The sequence below is a fragment of the Leeuwenhoekiella sp. A2 genome (genome assembly GCF_047946655.1).
In the GTDB taxonomy this organism is placed as follows: Bacteria; Bacteroidota; Bacteroidia; order Flavobacteriales; family Flavobacteriaceae; genus Leeuwenhoekiella.
In genome coordinates, this window is the sequence record NZ_CP172311.1 from 1,007,284 (window position 1) to 1,021,794 (window position 14,511).

14 protein-coding genes are annotated in these 14,511 nt (G+C 37.5%); 8 read left to right on the top strand and 6 right to left on the bottom strand.

Features of this window, described 5'->3' with window-relative positions; all coding sequences use genetic code 11:
* Positions 1–22 precede the first annotated feature (22 nt).
* The gene (locus ACH3PA_RS04520) at positions 23–784 is read left to right on the top strand and encodes a TIGR04283 family arsenosugar biosynthesis glycosyltransferase (RefSeq protein WP_416439921.1); all 762 of its coding nucleotides are present in this window, start codon (positions 23–25) and stop codon (positions 782–784) included.
* On the opposite strand, the gene ACH3PA_RS04525 is transcribed toward ACH3PA_RS04520, so the two are convergent.
* Positions 785–940 (bottom strand): YqaE/Pmp3 family membrane protein, encoded by a 156-nt coding sequence (locus tag ACH3PA_RS04525; protein ID WP_416439919.1) that lies wholly within the window; start codon positions 938–940, stop codon positions 785–787.
* 102 nt (positions 941–1,042) lie between these two features.
* On the bottom strand, positions 1,043–1,975 hold the full coding sequence (locus tag ACH3PA_RS04530) for a glycoside hydrolase family 113 (protein WP_416448439.1): 933 nt from the start codon (positions 1,973–1,975) through the stop codon (positions 1,043–1,045).
* 228 nt (positions 1,976–2,203) lie between these two features.
* On the opposite strand from ACH3PA_RS04530, the gene ACH3PA_RS04535 reads away from it, so the two are divergent.
* The 7 genes from ACH3PA_RS04535 (at position 2,204) to ACH3PA_RS04565 (ending at position 10,729) form a co-directional block, all read left to right on the top strand.
* Positions 2,204–3,505: an NAD(P)/FAD-dependent oxidoreductase gene (locus tag ACH3PA_RS04535; RefSeq protein WP_416448440.1), complete on the top strand. Its 1,302-nt coding sequence runs from the start codon at positions 2,204–2,206 to the stop codon at positions 3,503–3,505.
* Positions 3,506–3,514: 9 nt separating this feature from the next.
* Positions 3,515–5,422, top strand: coding sequence for a 4Fe-4S binding protein (locus tag ACH3PA_RS04540; protein WP_416439913.1), 1,908 nt, complete (start codon positions 3,515–3,517; stop codon positions 5,420–5,422).
* A 303-nt stretch (positions 5,423–5,725) separates the two neighbouring features.
* Entirely contained in the window at positions 5,726–6,034 is a 309-nt protein-coding gene (locus tag ACH3PA_RS04545) for a GIY-YIG nuclease family protein (protein WP_416439911.1), read from the top strand.
* A 522-nt stretch (positions 6,035–6,556) separates the two neighbouring features.
* A complete protein-coding gene (locus ACH3PA_RS04550; protein ID WP_416439909.1) occupies positions 6,557–6,952 on the top strand; it encodes a DoxX family protein in 396 nt (131 codons plus the stop codon).
* 129 nt (positions 6,953–7,081) lie between these two features.
* Positions 7,082–7,774 (top strand): glycosyltransferase family 2 protein, encoded by a 693-nt coding sequence (locus ACH3PA_RS04555; protein WP_416439907.1) that lies wholly within the window; start codon positions 7,082–7,084, stop codon positions 7,772–7,774.
* A complete protein-coding gene (locus tag ACH3PA_RS04560) occupies positions 7,774–9,243 on the top strand; it encodes a cellulose synthase family protein (RefSeq protein ID WP_416439905.1) in 1,470 nt (489 codons plus the stop codon). The genes ACH3PA_RS04555 and ACH3PA_RS04560 overlap by 1 nt, the downstream gene beginning before the upstream one ends.
* A gap of 97 nt (positions 9,244–9,340) precedes the next feature.
* The gene (locus tag ACH3PA_RS04565) at positions 9,341–10,729 is read left to right on the top strand and encodes a glycosyltransferase 87 family protein (protein WP_416439903.1); all 1,389 of its coding nucleotides are present in this window, start codon (positions 9,341–9,343) and stop codon (positions 10,727–10,729) included.
* Between the two features lie 3 nt (positions 10,730–10,732).
* On the opposite strand, the gene era is transcribed toward ACH3PA_RS04565, so the two are convergent.
* The 4 genes from era to ACH3PA_RS04585 all read right to left on the bottom strand — a co-directional run bounded on the left by era (position 10,733) and on the right by ACH3PA_RS04585 (position 14,500).
* The gene (era, locus tag ACH3PA_RS04570) at positions 10,733–11,650 is read right to left on the bottom strand and encodes a GTPase Era (RefSeq protein WP_416439901.1); all 918 of its coding nucleotides are present in this window, start codon (positions 11,648–11,650) and stop codon (positions 10,733–10,735) included.
* 237 nt (positions 11,651–11,887) lie between these two features.
* On the bottom strand, positions 11,888–12,640 hold the full coding sequence (locus ACH3PA_RS04575) for a head GIN domain-containing protein (protein ID WP_416439899.1): 753 nt from the start codon (positions 12,638–12,640) through the stop codon (positions 11,888–11,890).
* 65 nt (positions 12,641–12,705) lie between these two features.
* The gene (locus ACH3PA_RS04580) at positions 12,706–13,905 is read right to left on the bottom strand and encodes a tetratricopeptide repeat protein (RefSeq protein WP_416439897.1); all 1,200 of its coding nucleotides are present in this window, start codon (positions 13,903–13,905) and stop codon (positions 12,706–12,708) included.
* A gap of 118 nt (positions 13,906–14,023) precedes the next feature.
* Entirely contained in the window at positions 14,024–14,500 is a 477-nt protein-coding gene (locus ACH3PA_RS04585; RefSeq protein ID WP_416439895.1) for a carboxypeptidase-like regulatory domain-containing protein, read from the bottom strand.
* Between the last annotated feature and the right edge of the window lie 11 nt (positions 14,501–14,511).

The following is a 14,511-nucleotide window of genomic DNA, read 5'->3' on the forward strand; positions in this document are numbered from 1 at the left end:
GAAATATTTGTATGTTTAGTTTATGATTAGCATTATCGTACCCGTACTGAATGAGGCGGAGAATCTGCCAAGATTGATCTCTCATTTATCAGCAAAAACTTCAGACAATTCAAACCTGTCTGAAGTTGTATTAGTTGATGGCGGCAGTATTGATGGCACTCAAAACATCGCCTATAGATTATCAAAAAACTATCCTTACCTTAATCTTACGCTGGTCTCATCTGCAAAAGGGCGGGCAAAACAAATGAATACCGGAGCAAAAGAAGCTTCAGGCTCAATTCTTTATTTTTTGCATGCAGATTCTTTCCCACCACAGGATTATGATAGGTATATAATTGAAGAGGTAAACAAGGGTAATGCTGCGGGTTGTTTCCGTATGAAATTTAACAGCAATCACTGGTGGTTAAAGTTGGCTGGTTGGTTAACTCAATTCAACTGGCGTGCATGCAGAGGCGGTGATCAGAGTCAGTTCATAACCAAAGATCTATTTAATGAAATAGGTGGTTATGATGAAAGTTACATCATTTATGAAGACAATATCCTGATAAATGAACTTTTCGCTCGCAAGCAGTTTGTTGTTATACCACAATGGATCATTTCATCCTCTAGATTATATGATAATAATGGGATATGGTACGTTCAATATCATTTCTGGATGATATACGTAAAAAAATGGATGGGTGCGAGTCCTAATGAACTGTTCAGCTATTATTGCAAAAACCTGAAAAGAAGTAAAGTACAAACTACACCATCTAATCAGGTTGAAATCTTAACTGATAAATAATTACTTACTATTTACATAGAAGGCATGAACCACACCTGGTAACCATCCTAAAAGTGTAAGCAAAATATTGATAAATAGCGCTCCTGAAATACCATGCTTTAAAGCAACAGCAACGGGAGGCAGTAATATTGAAAGTATAATTGTAAGAATTGACATAAATTTTGTGTTAGATTTTGAAGCAAATTACAAAGAGCTAAAGCGCTCTATTCCCAAACATCTATTAATTCACAAATCTTTAATATCTTAAAATCGAAAGAGCTAAGGCACTAATGTGTCCTTATATCGCATGCGCAAGTACGTTTCTACGGGCTTATTTTGAGGTGTAAATCTATTATTTAATTCACCGCCCGCATTTAAGTGATCGTGATGCCATTTCCAAACAAAGCCACCGGCAAACCAGGTTTCATCCCAAAATTCATCAAAAAGAGCTTCAATTAAATTTGCCTGCGCTTCCAGATTTGTCCCACCATCTTGCCTAAAACTTTGCCACGGTTCTTTACCTGCAAAATCGACACTTCTATAGCCAAATTCGGTAAAAAGTATGGGTTTATCGTGCTTCCGCGAAAGCGATTTTAGCATAGATTTATGAGGAGTCCAGCCTTTTCTAGCCTCAGCAACCGTGGGCGTTTTAGATTCAGCCACCGGAAAATACGCATCTACGCCTATATAATCTAACTCATCCCAGAATGGGAATTTATCTACTTTGTCCCAATTCTCAGCATAAGTCAACTTCCCGGAATATACTTTTCGTACTTTTTTAATTAGTTGCTCCCAGAAAGCAGGGCGCGTGTAGACAAAGTTGTAAAGTTCTGTACCAATGCAGAACAGCTCAACATGATTTTCTTCGGCCAGTTTCACGTAAAGCAAAATAAAATCTTCGTACGACGATTCAAGCTCTTTCCAGTCGGCATCATTTTTCATCAACATATCGCCGGTAAACTCACCACGCCACACCCAGATCTGTGGCTTGATCATCACTGCAATATTATTTTTATGCAATTCCTGAACGTAATTCTCAACTCCACCATAAGTCTCACCATACCACTGCCTGTCTGTGTTGTACATTAACTTAGGGTGATCAAGACTGCGTATAAAACCAAAAGGCATCACAGCAGCATGCGTCGCGCCCAACTTCAATAGCGGATCAATGTGTTCCTGAACGATAGTATCACGAGAGGCCACGTAACTCACTCCTTTAATTTTAAAGGGAACCTTGGTCATGCAACCGCATGCAAACAGCATTAAAAAAATCGCACAAAAAGGCTTAAAAATCGGCTTCATCGGCCTAAAATACGACTAAGAATGGTAATTTTTAGAATTATAAATCAAATCAAGATTCAATATTTAGAGTTAATTTAAATGATGGCTTCTCTTAAGTTCTTAACTTTAAATGCGACTTAATACGCATACTTTATCTACATGGAGCATATCGTCATCATTGGCAACGGGATTTCTGGCGTAACGCTCGCCCGGCACATTCGTAAAAATTCAGATAAACGCATAACAATTATTTCGGCAGAAAGTGATCACTTTTTTTCGAGAACGGCGCTTATGTATGTTTATATGGGTCACATGCGCTGGGAAGATATTAAGCCTTATGAAGACTGGTTCTGGGAGAAAAACAGGATTGAACTCAAAAATGCCTATGTTCAAAAAGTACATACTGCAGCAAAAACGCTTTATTTCGCTCATGGCGAAACTTTTAAATATGACAAACTCGTCATTGCTACAGGTTCTACGACAGCAAGTCTTGGCTGGCCTGGACTTGATCTTAAAGGCGTACAAGGTCTGGTAACAAAGCAGGATCTGGAAGAACTAGAGAAAAACGCACCTAATAATGATGTGTGCAAACATGCTGTGATTATAGGGGGCGGACTCATAGGTGTTGAGCTTGCCGAAATGCTGCACACTCGTAAAATAGGAGTTACTATGCTGGTGCGTGAGCATGCTTTCTGGTCTGGCGTTTTACCCAATGGTGAAGCCGAAATGATTTCGCGCCACATTCTTTCACACGGAATTGATCTAAGGCATAATACCGAACTTGACGAAATACTTGACGATGGAACCGGAAAAGTAGCCGGAATACGCACAAAATCGGGTGAAAAAATAGAATGTCAATTGGTAGGGATCGCGACCGGAGTAAAACCAAATATTGCATTTCTAAAAGATTCAGGTATTGAGACAGAAAGAGGTGTTCTGGTTAATCGCATGCTTGAAACAAATGTGACTGATGTTTACGCGATTGGTGATTGTGCGCAGCAACGTGAACCAATTGGTTTGCGGAAACCGGTAGAAGCTGTTTGGTACACCGGTAGAATGATGGGTGAAACACTTGCTCAAACCATTTGCGGAAAACCATTTGAATACAAACCGGGACATTGGTTTAACAGCGCAAAATTCTTTGATATAGAATATCAAACCTACGGCTGGGTTTCCAGCACTAAAACACTTCGTGAAAACGAGGCTCATTTTCACTGGAAGCATAAAGATGATACCAAATGTATAACCATCGCTTACAATGCAGAAACCGGCGATTTTCTGGGAATAAACACTTTTGGTATACGTATGCGTCACGAAGTAATAGATCATTGGCTCACTGAAAAGCGAGATCTTGATTTTGTTGTAAAAAACTTACCTAAAGCCAACTTTGACCCTGAGTTTTTCAAAGATCATTTTAAAGAAATATATAAATCCTACAAAGGTCAACTGCAAACCGTTTAAAATCTATTTATGGAATATAATGCTGATCCCGTGATGTCTCTGGCGGGAGAACCTCCCAAAGCACTTTCAACTGTACAAAAGATCGCGAGTGCGGTAGGGTTATTAGGTCTTTTTATCCTGGTACTCGCTCTATTCAATGTAGGTTTTCCCAATAAAACCCTGTTCCTTTCTTTGTCATTAGGCATGATCGCTGCGGGAATAATCATTTTTGCAAACGATCTTTATCCCGGTAAGCATGCAGGAATAAAAAACGACGGAGTTTACTTTAAATCGATGACTGCAAAAGGTCTGGCAGCCTGGGCGACGGGGATTCTTCTCACGCTGTTTTATATCGTTCTCTATTGGTTTCCACAATTTTTAGGATTAAATACAGAAGGTGAAAATACCGGCTTGATAGCCTTGTTTGATCCTCTTAGTAAACTGGTTAACGGTGGACCTGCCAGCCAATGGTTCGTATACGGCACTTTGTACACTTTGGCAATCTTGGCATTTGGTTACAAATTCATTTTAAAATATAGGCACAGCAAATACGAGATCATACGCACCTGCTCTGTGATGTTTTTTCAGCTGAGTTTTGCGTTTATACTTCCGGAAATTCTGGTACGGTTAAATCAGCCATACTATGATTTTAAGAATATCTGGCCGCTGAATTATGATCTGTTCGCTGGTTATAGAATTGAAGAATTTTTGAGTTCGGGTGATGTAGGAATGGCAATGCTTATTTTTGGTTTGCTTTCAATTTTTGTGATCACTCCTATTCTTACTTACAAATATGGCAAACGCTGGTATTGTTCCTGGGTTTGTGGTTGTGGTGGCCTTGCCGAAACTGCCGGTGATCCTTACAGACACCTTTCAGATAAACGCCTTTTTGCCTGGAAGATCGAGCGCTGGGTCATACACAGTGTGGTTGTTTTTGTAACCGTAATGACTGTTGCGGTTGTGTATTCTTATCTGGCTCAAAATGATTCTTCGTCCATGTCGCAATACAGCAATCTAGAAGACAAGGTTGTTTTTATGAGCGCGCAGAATAGTGAGGAAACAATTGGAGAGCGTATCGATTCCGCGGAAGAATTTGGTGCTAAAGGTGTTGTTTTTATTAATCAAGAAGATTCCGGTGAACCAATTAAAATTGAAAGGACAGTTCCGTCAAACATTGATTACGCTATAATTTCTGAAGCTGAAAATGAAGAAGCTCTTTCGCAAATAAGAAAGGGAGAACAGGCAACCCTCATCAATCAAAACCCTAACGGGTCAAATTTTGAAGTGGCAGCAAATCAGGAAGTGCAATTTTATGACAATGTCTGGTTAAGCAAGGATCTTTTTGTCTGGTTGGTAATAGGTTTGCTAACCCTGGTTTTTGGCTGGGCGATGATTTACAGAAAAAAGCAACTTGCTAAAGATGCTAAAAAAGGAGCAGTTGCTTATTTCGCAATTGTAATTTCGTTGCTTCTTATATCCTATTTTAGTGGTTTCGGAAAGCTTTTTTTCTTTGATGCGTATCAGCTGCGTTCTGCCTATGGTTTTATAATCGGAGCTATTTTTAGCGGAGTGATTGGGGTAGGCTTCTACCCTATTTTTGGTAATCGGGTTTGGTGTCGTTTTGGTTGCCCAATGGCAGCAATATTGGGTTTTCAGCAGCGATTATTCTCAAAATTTAGAATTACTACAAACGGCGGACAATGTATTTCCTGCGGAAACTGTTCTACCTATTGTGAAATGGGAATCGATGTACGTGCTTACGCTCAAAAAGGTGAAAATATCGTTCGCAGTTCCTGCGTGGGTTGCGGTATTTGTTCAGCTGTTTGCCCAAGAGGAGTTTTGAAATTAGAAAATGATTCCAGAAAAGGCCGCATTAACTCAAATGAAATTCTCTTAGGTAATGATGTGGACCTCATGGATTATGTAAATCAGGATTAGTCTTCGACAAGCTCAGACTGACACTGGTTTTTCATAGTTGTCTAAACTTTGTTTTATCTAAGAAAAGCAATTTGAACCTTAGGATAATCACAAATCAAAGTAAGTTTGTCCTGCTGAGACTGTCGAAGCACGTTCCATATAATAAAATTTTAATAAACCAGAATAGTCTTCGACAAGCTCAGACTGACAGTAGCTTTTCCATAGTCGTGTTATCCCTATGTTTTTTAAATATGATTTGTAACTTTAATATAGTATACAAATTAAAGCTCAAATGTCATGCTGAGCTTGTCGAAGCATTTTACCATGAAATTTTATTACGTTTATATTCTTCTTTGTTCAGACGGTTCTTACTATACAGGGATGACAAATGATCTAGACAGAAGATTGATACAGCACCAATCAGGAAGTAAAAAAGACAGCTATACTTTTTCCCGAAGACCTCTTGAATTAAAATGGCACTTACAATGTGAAAATCCCAAAGAAGCCATTAAAATCGAAAAGCAAATCAAGGGCTGGACACGACGTAAAAAACGTGCTTTAATTGAAGAAAATTGGGATGATTTGGTTGCTTTTTCTAGGAACTATACAGAATATGGTCGTCCAGAAGAATAGTCTTCGACAAGCTCAGACTGACAATCGTTCTCATAGTTGTCTGAACTCTGTTTATTTAAAAAAAGAAATTTAAATCTTTTGATAATCACAAATCAAAATGTTTGTCCCGCTGAGCTTGTCGAAGCGCATTTCAAAAGTAAAATCAACGTGAAGCAAGATTGTCTTGGACAAGCTCAGACTGACAATCGTTTTCATAGTTGTGATTATTAAAACAGAACCTAATAATAAAATAGCTCACAAATTAATACCCTTCTGTCATGCTGAGCTTGTCGAAGCACGTTTCAAAAGTAAAATCAACATGAAGCAAGATTGTCTTCGACAAGCTCAGACTGAATGTGGTTTTAAGAATTGTGTTTAGTTCAGGAAAAACTTTTTATTAAAGAATAAAGACAAATCAAAGCTCAAATGTCATGCTGAGTCCATCGAAGCATTATAGAAGCTCCGAATAGTTAATCTTATACAAAAGTCCGGGTTTTCAAATATTCAGGATTTGTAAATAACTAAATTTAAAAGAATTAACTAATGCCTTATTATATGCTCTTTGATCTCTATTCCCTTTCAGATTATGCTCTTCTGGCGCTACGCATTATTGTAGCTATCGTATTTTTCTCAAGTGGCAAAGGCCATATTCAAAAACCGAAAGAACGTGCAGAAAGCATAGGCATGTCACCTACTTTCACCCTTCTCTTAGGTATTGCCGAAGTAACAGGAGCAATTTCAGTTGCCGGGGGAATTTATATTCAGATAGGAGCAGCCTTATTAATTTGCACGATGCTTGGTGCGATCTACAAAAAGATCTTTGTTTGGAAAACTGGTTTTTATGCTGAAAAAGGCTTTGGCTGGCATTACGATCTTATTCTATTGGCAGCAAATCTGGTTTTCATTTCAAATCCCGGAGACCTCTTGATCTATCCTTAATAATTAGTCCTTTCAGAAAACTTTCTCTACTTGTTAGCATAACACCATACATTCGTCTAAGGTTTTACTAATAATGAGCAATACTTAAATAGGTAATTCTATTTTTGCCAAAAATTTAGAAAACCCTCAATGACCCAAAATATTAAAGTTATCATTCCTGCCTTTAACGAGCAGAATTCTATTAGTTTGGTCATTAATGACATTCCCGATATAGTTAGCGAGATCATTGTAGTTAATAATAATTCTACAGACGAAACCGAGGTTAACGCCCGCGATGCAGGAGCTATCGTTCTTAAAGAAGAAAGACCCGGTTATGGGTATGCTTGTTTAAAAGGACTCAGTTACATCGCTTCTCAGGCTATTAAACCAGATATTGTAGTTTTTCTGGATGGTGATTACAGCGATTACCCGGAACAACTTCATGATGTTGTGGCGCCCATTATTAATGAAGATGTTGACCTTGTCATTGGTGCCAGGGTAAAAGAATTAAGAGAACCGGGAAGTATGACTTTTCCGCAGCGGTTTGGTAATAAACTGGCCACAACTCTTATGCGCATTTTCTTCAAATCTAAATTCACAGATCTGGGTCCTTTTAGAGCAATAAAATATGAAAAATTACTTGCTCTTCATATGGAAGACAAAACCTACGGCTGGACGGTAGAAATGCAACTTAAATCTCTACAGCAACGTTTGTCGTATGTAGAAGTACCGGTAAAGTATCGCAACCGCATAGGTGTCTCAAAAGTTTCGGGAACTGTGAAAGGTGCTATCTTTGCAGGAATAAAGATTTTGGGTTGGATTTTCAAGTACACTTTTAAGTAATGGAAACTGCAGTAATAGTTATTTACACGCTTGCCCTTACGCTGATTTTCCTTTACAGCCTTGCCCAGCTTCACCTTCTTTTAAATTATCTAAAAGCCAAAAAAGAAGTAGATAATGCTGAGAAATATGATCTTAATGATCCGGCTCAAATACCGCTGGTAACTGTACAACTTCCTCTTTATAACGAAATGTATGTCGTCGAAAGGCTTCTCGATAATATTGCATTGCTCGATTATCCTAAAGATAAGCTCGAGATCCAGGTGCTTGATGATTCTACAGATAGCTCTGTTTTAAATACCGAAGCAAAGATCAATAAGCTTCAAAAAAGCGGATTAAACATTAAACATATCACCAGAAAAAACAGAACCGGGTTTAAAGCTGGTGCCTTAAAAGAAGGTTTAAAAACAGCTTCTGGCGAATTTATAGCCATTTTTGACGCTGACTTTATGCCGAATCCTGATTGGCTCAAAAAGACAATACCCTATTTTAAAAATGAAAAGATAGGTGTTGTACAAACCCGCTGGGGACATCTCAATAGAAACTACTCTTTACTGACCAAAATTCAGGCTTTTGCGCTCGATTTTCATTTTGTTCTTGAACAAGTTGGTCGCAGTTTTGGGCATCATTTTATCAATTTTAATGGTACGGCTGGCGTATGGCGTAAAACTTGTATTCTAAACGCAGGCAACTGGGAAGGCGATACTTTAACCGAAGATCTTGACCTGAGCTACCGCGCACAACTTAAAAAATGGGAATTTAAATACCTGGAGGAAGTTGAAACTCCGGCCGAACTTCCTGTTGCAATTAGTGCGGCACGCTCGCAGCAATTTAGATGGAATAAGGGTGCAGCAGAGAATTTTCAGAAGTTTTACTGGAAGTTGCTTAAAGATCCTACCGTTTCATTTAAGACAAAATTTCATAGTTTCTTTCATTTGCTTAACAGTAGTATCTTTTTGATTGTTCTGCTTCTGGCTGTACTTAGTGTGCCCGTTCTATACATACAGAATACAAATCCCGTTTTTCAGAATTATCTTGTTGTCGTGGCATTTTTCGCGATAAGCACAATTATATTTTTTGGCGCTTATTGGGTTACTTATAAACGGATTCATGGTGGCGGATTTAAAAATTTTCTGAAATACATTGGTATGTTTTTTACCTTTTTCTCTATCGCGATGGGTTTTAGTGTACATAATTCGCTTGCGGTTTTAGAAGGGCATTTTGGCAAAAAATCTGAATTTATTCGCACGCCAAAATTCAATGTGGATACGGTAAATTCGGTGAGCAAAAACGTTTACCTCAGCCATAAGATCACTGCAAACAATATTATAGAAACACTGCTTTTCTTATATTTTGGCTTTGCGATCTACAGCGCTTTTGTGATCAATAATTACGGAATGTTGCTTTTTCACCTGATGCTTTTTTTCGGATTTGGCTTTGTCGCATTTAAATCGTTATTTGCTAAAGCTTAAAAATTATGCACGTTGCCCGTAGCCCAAATCACGGGTCGTGCTTTTTAAAACTTCAACAATAACGGGTGATTACAGAAAAATTGTAACTCGAAATTCTATGATGCAATTTTTAAAGCAGTTTAAATTATCACTACTTTTTGTTCTCATTACTGCAATATTTTATGGTGTATTTGCCTACGATCTAGCACGCTACGATTTTATAAAACTCATTACTTTATACGGTGCCTTATTCTACGCATCTTTCAAAATTATTCAGCTCTTTAAATGGAATTTGAAAATTTTATTAAGCATTGCTATCCTTTTTAGACTCGTTTTTATCGTTGCTTTACCCAATTTATCACAGGATTATTTTAGGTTTATTTGGGATGGTCGTTTGTTGCTTTCGGGGATAAACCCATATTTAAGCACGCCCAACGAGTGGATTTTAGCCGGTAAATTACCGATTTCTAATGCTTCTGAGCTGATTTTGGGAATGGGCGAACTTAGTGCAAGTCATTTTACTAACTATCCGCCGGTTAATCAATTGCTTTTCGCTTTAGCTTCATTATTAAGTCCTAATGGGATTATGGGAAGCGTAGTCGTTATGCGCATTCTAATCATCGCAGCAGATCTGGGAACTTTATTTTTTGGGAGCAAACTTCTTAAATCGATGAACCTTCCTGAGCACCGTATTTTCTGGTATGTTTTAAATCCGTTTGTGATTATTGAATTTACGGGAAACCTACATTTTGAAGGTGTAATGCTGTTTTTTGTGATTGCTTCTATCTACTTATTATCAAAAAGAAAATGGTTTTGGTCTGCGGTTTTGCTGGGAATTTCGGTTTCTGTAAAGCTGTTACCACTACTATTTTTACCCCTGTTTTGGCAGATTTTAGCCCCAAAAAAGGAGATAAATACAAGACTGGGTTCGCTTTCGCGAAAAGCTATTCTATTTAATTTTAGATATTACGCAGTGGTTTTGGCCACAGTTGCGCTTTCATTCCTGCCCTTTTTATCAGAAGAATTCTTTTTAAACTTTAGCCAAACAATGGCTTTATGGTTTGCCAAATTTGAATTTAATGCCAGTCTTTTTTACCTCATTAGATGGGTGGGCTTTTTGACCAAAGGCTATGATGTTATTGGAGAATCGGCTTATATTTTGCCGTTTTTAGTGCTCTTTTTCTTGATTTTTATCTCCTTTTTCCGGAAAATCAAATCTATAGAAGAGTTATTTACGGCAATGCTTTTTGGCATCAGTTTTTATTTTTTGCTCGCAACTACGGTTCATCCCTGGTACATCGCTACTCCACTTTTACTTTCGATTTTTACAAAATATCGTTTCCCCATTGTTTGGAGTGCGGTGGTCTTTCTGAGTTATTCTGCTTACAAGCAAAATGTAACCGAAGAAAATTTGTGGCTAGTAGCTTTAGAATATATTGTGGTGATAAGTTATGCTCTATGGGAGCTTACAAAAAACAAGAGTTTAGAATTTCAAAACACAGATTAGAATCTACTTCTTATTATAACCAAAGCGTCTAAGTTCACGCTCGCTGCTGCGCCAGTCTTTATTTACTTTAACATATAGTTCTATATGAACCTGCTTGCCAAAGAAAGCCTCAAGATCTTTACGAGCTTCACTGCCTACACGTTTTAAAGCTGAGCCTTTATGACCTATTATGATACCTTTCTGGCTGTCGCGCTCTACCATGATTATACTGCGCATGCGTATGATATTCTCCTCTTCAAAAAACTCTTCAGTATCTATTTCTACAGAATAAGGGACTTCTTTTTTATAGTGCATGAGAATCTTTTCTCTTATGATCTCATTTACAAAAAAACGTTCAGGCTTGTCTGTTAATGCATCTTTAGGATAAAAAGGAGGTGAAGCTGGCAAACTTTCTAATACGCGATTAAAAACCTCTCTCACACCAAAATTCTCTAAAGCCGAAATAGCAAAAATCTCTGCGTTAGGAACCTTTTCCTGCCATAATGTTCTACTATTCTCAAGTGATTCTTCGTCGCCCTTATCAATCTTATTGATTAGCAAAAGCACAGGAATCTTAGCATTTCTTATTTTCTCTAAAAAAGCTTCATCTTTTAACTCCTGCTCGCCTAACTCTACCATGTAGAGCATCACATCTGCATCTTCAAAAGCAGATTTTACAAAATCCATCATAGATGCCTGTAACTCATACGCCGGCTTTATAATTCCCGGTGTATCACTTAGAATTACCTGAAAGCCATCACCATTTACAATACCTAAAATACGATGGCGCGTAGTTTGTGCTTTTGATGTGATTATAGATAAACGTTCACCCACAAGGGCATTCATAAGGGTAGATTTACCTACATTAGGATTACCTATAATATTTACAAATCCCGCTTTATGCGGAGTATCATTTGATGGTTGTTGTTCTGGACTTTGCACCTCTTTCGCTTTTAGATATAAGATCGTCTACTTAAAATAACAGGTAGAACTTCCCTGCAAAGATACGTTTTCCGTGAACAGTAGATATTAAGTTATGATCGCACTTAATTATCAGTAAAATTATTTAAGCTTTATCATCACACATCAATAAGTTTTCAGGTTAGTGGTTTAAAGTTATACCCAACTACTCGCAGAATTCTAAATGTCATCAATGTGAAAATGAGATCTTATATCTCATCATTCAAAAATCAATTTACCCGTGTACAATTCTTCAACCTCAACTATTTCAGGATGACTAACTGCAATAAGGTCACCCGTGCTCAAAACCTGCCCGCGTAACGACAACTGCGGATTCACAATTACCTGATTCGTTCCGCGATGATAAATATACAGATCATCAATTAGTAAATCGCGGCCTTCCACACGCGCGTCACCTTGCAGAATCTCAATATCTGCAGAAGTTGCATGCCCACTTAGGTAATAATTACTAAGACCATTACCCGTTATTTGAAGTTCTTGTACATCTAGCTCAAGGCGAAAATCTCCATCTTTATGGTAAAAATCCTCTTCCTCAAGATCTTCACTTATCAGAGAAAGAGCCGGATAAGCGAGAACTCCATCACTTTGCACTTCGTATCCCGAAGCATTACGTATTTCTGTAATATTAGGTGAAGTAATTATTGCTTTAGTAATATTGTAATCGCGTACAAGATTGCAACCGTTATTATTAAAAACCGTTAGCACACCATCTTTTACTGAAACATCAATATCGCTAATTAGATTCTCACCTGTTTCTACAACAATTTTTTGCTGACCTTGTTTCAAAATAAGCTGAACCCGCTCTTCTACAATGATCTTTCTAAAATCATCAACCACAAATTCCTGTTGAATAATATCACCGGCTGTCTGAAAGCAATTCAATCCCTTGTCTGAATCGCAGCCTAAAACAGCTATAAAAAGAAAAAAGGCGGGTAAGATTTTTTTTATCATAACTTTCTCGTACCCTTCAAAAATAGGTATACTTATTAGTTTACGATAAACTGTATAGAAAGGTTTTAATCTTCTGCAGCCATAAATAGTTCTTGCCTTAGAATTTTAATCCTGCTGCGCGTCAATTTCACACGCGGCTCAAATTCAAAATCATTTTTTTCAAGGTAATGTTCATACAGTTTGATCACGGCTTCTTTGTCTGCATAATAATTATCTGCTACTACTGCTTTGGCATAAATAGCATCTTTAAGATCAGGATTCTCCTCTAGGGCCAGATTTAAATACTCCATAGACTTTTGCCAGTCTTTATGAATTTTATATGTATTTGCCAGAGTGTAATAATCTTCATCTAGCGCCATATCTTTAAAAAAGATTGCCAGCTGGCCATGTTTCTGCGCCTCCTTGAAATCTGCTTTATAATTATATAATTTTGCCAGAATAGCATGCAGGTAAAAATCTTCAGGTGAAAAATTAAGAGCTTCTAAATATTGTTCAATAGCCAACTCATACATTCGCTCTTTGTAATAGCTCATGCCTAGTTTTTCATGTATAAACTGCGTATTTTGCCCTAAATCAAGTAGTTTTTGAAACCACGGGATTGCATCGTCATGAAAACCGCGGTAGTAAAAATTTTGTGCCAATACACTTATGACCTCAACATTGTCTGCATAAGATTCTAACGCTTTCATGCAGAGTTTCTCAACAAGGGGATAATCTTTTTTCTTGAGATAAAATAAAGCGGTTTCGTACAACGCCTTTTGGTGGGTACTGTCTAGTTCTACAGCTTTCTCGTAATCTTTAATGTATGCATTTCGCGCAGCTAAAATCGGTTTTATACTGTCTTTATCAATAACAGTGCTGTCAAGTTTGGGTTTAATATTTTCTCCAGCCCTGCCGCGCTGATAGTAAAAATTAGGATTTGTAGGATATTGCTCGATCAATTGTGTAAAAACACTATCTGCTTTTTTAAAATGGTTTGTCGCAATAAGCAGCTTGCCATATTCATTCATGGCAATTGCTTCATCTGTAGAAGTGGCTGCTAACTTATAATTAGTAAGTGCGTCATCAAGTGTACCTTTTGCCTGATGAGCACGAGCAATTTTTAAATAAAGACTGGGCGATTTAGGTGTTATTTCTTCGTAGCGAGAAATCGCTTCGCTATAATTCCCCACATTATACAAACTGTCTGCAATGTTCAAAGCCGAAGTCTGTTGTGCTTCGGCTTTGAGGGCTAAGATAAATAGGATTACTAGAAATCTATTCATAAACATCTTTGATTTAGATTTTTAAAGAATAAAAAGGAGCAGAAAGAGCAGCACATTGGCGGCCCCATTGATTCTAATTATTCTTTTATATTAAATCTTATACGCATTCAATTTTAAATTAATTTTCCTTTACCTCAAGGACAGCATCCAGAGTAGATTTTCCATTTACTTGAATTTCTTTCTTCTTATAATCAATGTAGGAATAAGATAAAGTTGGGTTCTCGTCTTTTAATTCAATTGTGTAATTTCCATCAAAATCTGTTACTACTCCATTTGACGTTTCTTTCTCTACGATATTTACACCAGGAAGAGGTTTACCCGTATCAAAGGCTGTTACTGTCCCGCTAATCATATGCGTAAGGTTAGAAGAGCTGACCAGACTTTGACTCCTGATTAGAAATTTTTCCAGTTCTTCTGCTTCTGCCAGAGTAAGAGTTTCTTTTTTATCAAGTGTGTTTTGTAGAGTTACTAGTTGTTCTTCTAAGGTTGCTTTGTTTGTATCATTTCCCGATTGACCTTCATTTTCACAAGAAGTAACTGCCAGCATACAAAGAGCCAGAATTTGAAATGTAATAAGCTTTATGAATATTTTCATAACACTATGAA